4 protein-coding genes are annotated in these 4,664 nt (G+C 69.9%); 1 reads left to right on the top strand and 3 read right to left on the bottom strand.

Annotated elements, in window-relative coordinates; all coding sequences use genetic code 11:
* Nucleotides 1-91: 91 nt before the first annotated feature.
* Nucleotides 92-967, bottom strand: a complete 876-nt coding sequence (locus tag AC02VZ_RS25955; RefSeq protein ID WP_476476551.1) for a helix-turn-helix domain-containing protein — start codon at nt 965-967, stop codon at nt 92-94.
* 162 nt (nt 968-1,129) lie between these two features.
* Between AC02VZ_RS25955 and AC02VZ_RS25950 the strand changes: the two genes are divergently transcribed.
* Nucleotides 1,130-1,642 (top strand): ATP-binding protein, encoded by a 513-nt coding sequence (locus AC02VZ_RS25950; protein WP_432058924.1) that lies wholly within the window; start codon nt 1,130-1,132, stop codon nt 1,640-1,642.
* On the opposite strand, the gene AC02VZ_RS25945 is transcribed toward AC02VZ_RS25950, so the two are convergent.
* Both AC02VZ_RS25945 and AC02VZ_RS25940 read right to left on the bottom strand, forming a co-directional pair.
* Nucleotides 1,587-4,172, bottom strand: a complete 2,586-nt coding sequence (locus AC02VZ_RS25945; RefSeq protein ID WP_432058923.1) for a GmrSD restriction endonuclease domain-containing protein — start codon at nt 4,170-4,172, stop codon at nt 1,587-1,589. The genes AC02VZ_RS25950 and AC02VZ_RS25945 overlap by 56 nt on opposite strands.
* Before the next feature lie 106 nt (nt 4,173-4,278).
* Entirely contained in the window at nt 4,279-4,521 is a 243-nt protein-coding gene (locus AC02VZ_RS25940; protein ID WP_476476550.1) for a hypothetical protein, read from the bottom strand.
* Nucleotides 4,522-4,664 lie beyond the last annotated feature (143 nt).

Here is a 4,664-nt window from a genome sequence, read left to right as displayed (position 1 = left end):
GACCACCGCACCTTCGAGACAGCCATGCCCAGGACCAGTGTCACAGGGGCATGACGCCCTCACGGAACGTCACCGCCCCCGCTTGACAATGTCATTGGGAGTCTCCCAGCATCTTCTCGAGCAGGCGCAGGGACTCGCATGGGGCGAGTGCCTGACCTCGGATGCTGCCATGCTTCGCGGCCAGGACACGCACCTCTTCCTGGTCAGTGATGAGGCGGCTGAAGTGCTGGACTTCCAGATAGGCGACCTGCGGTTTGCCCTTCGGAGTGAGCAGTGTGAACGGGCCTCCCATGCCCGCATGTTCCTCGCTCATGGTTGGCATGACCTGGATTTCGACGTGGCGCAACCGACCGATACGGAGGAGCTGTTCCAACTGGCCGCGCTGTACGGCCGGGCCGCCGAACGGCTGGCGCAGGATGGTCTCCTGGACGACGGCGCTCACGGTCGGCGGCGGCCATCGGGTCATCAACTCCTGCCGAGTCATCCTCGCAGCCACACGTTCCTCGATGGTCTCTTCGTCGAAGAAGGGCTGCCGACTGGCGAACACGGCACGTGCGTACTCCCGGGTCTGGAACAAGCCCGGCACCGCCTGATTGGCGAAGTAACGGAGCTCAACCGCCTCCGCCTCCAGCCGCGCGTAGTCCCGGAACCACTCCGGATGCCGCACCCTGCGCCGGGTCTTCGCCCGCTCCACGTCCTCCGCGGCCGACGTCAGCAGGCCCCCGCAGTCCAGCAACTGGTCCACCGCGACCAGCAGTTCAGGCTGAGGCGTCCGCCGGGCCCGCTCCACCGACGAGATCGTCTCCTCGCTGTAACCGATCCGGTCGCCCAGCTCCTTCTGGCTCAGCCCGGCACGCTCCCGGGCGACCTTGATCTGCCGCCCCAGGGCCCGGAACAGGTCCGCGACCTCGTCCGTACCGTCCGCCTCGCCGCCCGTGGGGATCCCCGTGCCCGACTGTGCTGCCATGCCGTACCACCACCCTGTTCCCTGTACCGAGGGCGAACCGGCGGGGGCCTGGCCGGGTCACGGCCGTACGCCCGTACACCACACCGTCCGCACCGGGACAGTCACTCTGCGTACCGCCCGGGGTGCTCCCCACGGTAGAGCGACTCGGTCACCCTCGGTGATGTGAATCAGGAAACCGTCACCGCACCCGGTGAACCGATCGTCGGCACGGCCCGCTTCTGTACCGCGTTTCCCACCACCGCGCACGGCGCGCACACCGCGCGTCACGCCGCCGAGCGTTGGCTGGCCGAGCGGAAGGGCAGGCCGGAGGCCGCCGGCGACGACAGCGCGGCCACGGCCTCCCTCCTCATCGCCGAACTGACCGCGAACGCGGCCCTGCACGGCCGGGTGAGGGGCAGAGCCGCACGTCTCGCTCTCACCCTGACCCCCGCCACCCTGCGGATCGAGGTCACCGACGCGCGGGGCGAGCGCCGCCCCGTGCCGGCCCCGGCCGTCGATGCCGACGGCGAGTCCGGACGGGGTCTGCTCCTGGTCGCCTCGCTCGCCGACGCCTGGGGCTGCGAACCGTACCCGCCGGGCGGCAAGACGGTGTGGGCGGAGTGCGCCCGGCGGGCACCGCTCAGGACGAGCCCCGGCTCTCCCAGCGGTCCCGGAACCACGTCAGCGTCTCGGTGAGCAGTTCCCGGTTGCGCTCCTTCTCCAGCAGGGACAGGCGGATGTTGGGGCGCAACTCCAGCTTGCCCTCCGGGATGTCGACGCCGTCCAGGGCGTTGAGGCGGGTCAGGAGTTCGGCGCGCAGCGCGCGGTCGGTGAACGGCTCCCGTGCGGCCATGTACTGGAACACCACCTCCGCCGTGCCCCCGCGCCCGGCGCCCGGGTAGAGCGTCATCGGCCAGATGCCGCGCCCGGGGCCGCCCGCCTCGCCGAGCATGAGGTAGGCGCTCGTGGTGACGTGTCCGGCGCCGTGGCCGATCCAGCCGCCCAGTGACTCCCAGTGGGTGAAGAGCGCGCGGACCGCCTCGACCGTCTCGTGGGAGTCGTCGGCGGCGAGCTGGCGGAAGAACCGTTCGGCGCGGGTCTCCTCGCCCGGCGCTCCGGCGGTCCCGTCCTGCGCGGTGTCCTCGCCGTCCGCCCGGTCGTCGTCCGTGCCGGCGAGCAGCGCGGCGAGGTCGTCGGCGGTGAGCTGCTGGGCCGGGTCGGCGGCCCCGGTGGCCGTGAAGCGGACACCGTCGGCGGTCAGCCGGGCGCGGACGTCGTCGCTTCCCGCCTCCTGGGGTGTCGCCCACCGGAAGCCGTCGGAGACCTTGCCCTCGGAGGTGAGGACGCGGTACGCGTTGACCACTCCGGGGGTGTTGGCCAGGTGGTTGCCCACGGCCTGGGCGCCGGAGCCGAGGAACGCGGCGAGGTCGCCGTAGGAGGTCCAGGTGCCGTGGGGGAGTGCGGCGAGGACCTGGTGGGCGAGCTGCCAGTCGCGGCTGCGCTCCGCCCGGCCTACTCCGCGCAGCGGGGCCGGCCACAACGCGATCGCACGGTCCGCGAGTTCGTCGGCGCGGGCCAGGATTTCGCGCACGCCCCAGCGCTCGGTGGCGGCGATGCGGCGGTTCATCTCCAGGTGACTGCCCCGCAGCAGGTCCTGCTTGCGCTCGAAGGGGTGGTTGGACAGCTCCGCGTTGACCGCGGTGAGCGTCAGGTTGCCGAGGGTGTGCTGGAACCGGGCGTGCAGTTCCTCCGCGGTCTCGCCCTCGTCGGCCTCCTCGCTCAGAACACGCAGCCATTCGTCGCCGGGCGACTGCGGCATGACGTGCTCGACGGTGAGCTGCGCGGCGGCGAAGTCGACCGGCTCGGGATGTCCGTAGCTCTCCTCCAGCCGCTGCAGCGCCAGCTTGCGCTGCTGCCACCGGCCGTACTGGTAGAACGGCGCCGTCCTGATCTTCTCGCGCAGTTCGGCGTCGTCGGGCCAGAAGCGGTTCTCGGCGGAGAGGAGCCGGTGCAGCCCCTCGTCGACGGGCACGTCGAGCGGGAGCTGTCCGGGCACGGCCTGGAAGATCCGGTTGAGGTTGTTGGTGGGGACCCGGCAGATCATCCGGCGGACGAGGAAGCTCTCGATGTACGCCAGGGCGCGGGCGGTCCCGGCGGAGTCCAGCTCCCCACGCTCGCGCCGGTCGAACAGCAGCATCAGGGCGGGGTAGGTGACGGCCGCCTGCCACGCGTCCAGACGGCGGAGCGCGTCCCGGACCGCGGGGTCGGGCTCCTCCTCGGGGTGCAGCAGCCGGCGGAAGTGGGCGCTGCGCCGGTGCAGTTCCCCGATGTACGCCTCGATCTCCGCGTCGCCGGCGTTCGTGTTCTCGAAACGCCTCTGCTGGGCGGCATAGAGGTCCTGGCGGCGGACCCGGTCATCTCCGTCGAGTACGAGTTGCAGCCACATGAGCTGTTCCAGCTCGTCGTTGCTCAGGCTCTTCTGCAGGGGGAGCCAGTAGGTCTCGTAGACGTGTTCGCCGCGCGCCTGGAGCTTCATGAAGAGGTAGTTGCGCAGCAGGTCGGCCTGGCTCAGCTTGAGGCCGGTGTTGTTGAGCGACTCGAAGATGCGGTGGACGTTGTCACCGCGCTCGGCGGTCACCGCCACCAGCGCGAGCCGGGAGGTGATCGCCTGCTCGATGCGGAACACGTCCTGCGGGGCAGCCGGATCGTCCGCCTCGACCAGCTTCTTGCGGAAGAAGGCGTAGGCGGTGGCGACGCCGCTGCCGGTGTCCTGATCGGTTAAGGGACCGCGGATGTGGGCGGCGAACTGCTTCCGGTCCGCCTGCGTCGGCAGCAGACGGAGGTGGTCGTTGCCGCTCTTCCACTTGTTGATCAGGTACTGCTCGTCGATGCGCTGGGCCTCGACCGGCGCGGTGTCCGCGACATGATCGCGGATGGCGGCCAGGGCCAGGGACAGCGTGGTCAGCCGCTGCTGGCCGTCGACGACGAGCCAGCGGGGGAACGTCGCGTCGTTCAGCGGTGACGGGGCGAGCACCACCGAACCGAGGAAGTGCGTGCTTCCCTTCTCTTCAGACGACTCGAGCAGCCCGGCCTGTTCCAGGATGTCGCTCCAGAGCTGTTTGAGGTGCTTCTCGGTCCAGGAGTACGTCCGCTGGTAGAGCGGCACTTGGAACTGCTGGGCCCGGCCCTGCATGAGATCGGCGAACAACGTCTCCTTGGCCTGCATAGCGCGGCCCCCCTTGATCCTCGGTCGTCCGCCGCCGATTACACCAGGCCCGCCTGGTCGCCGTATCGAGAAAGCCCCACGAAGTGCGGAATCAGCGGAGAGCCAGTCACATGGTGAGCCGACACATGCGTGGGCCTGCGCGGATGAGGAGGGGGCATGTCTCAACTCTCGGCTCCGTCCTGCTGCTACTGCTGACGTGCCGTCGGGGCGCGGTGGTCAGCCGGCGGCCGTCCTGGATGATCCGGATCAGTTCGTCTTCCATGAGGACTACGACCGTCGTCCCCGCCTTCAGACGGGCGCCGACGTCGATCACCTTCCCCTCGACCACGATGCGCCCGGAGGTGTCCACGCGGTGCCGCTCATTGGTGCAAGCCGAAGAGATAAACCGTTCCGGGTTCGGTAGGGACTCGATCGTTTGAGAGGATCGAGTCATGGCACGTCCTTCCCCCTACCCGCTTGAGCTGCGCCGTCGTGCGGTGCGGATGGTCGCCG

This window comes from Streptomyces sp. 3-6 (assembly GCF_056323165.1).
This window is presented reverse-complemented; position numbering and strand designations above follow the sequence as displayed.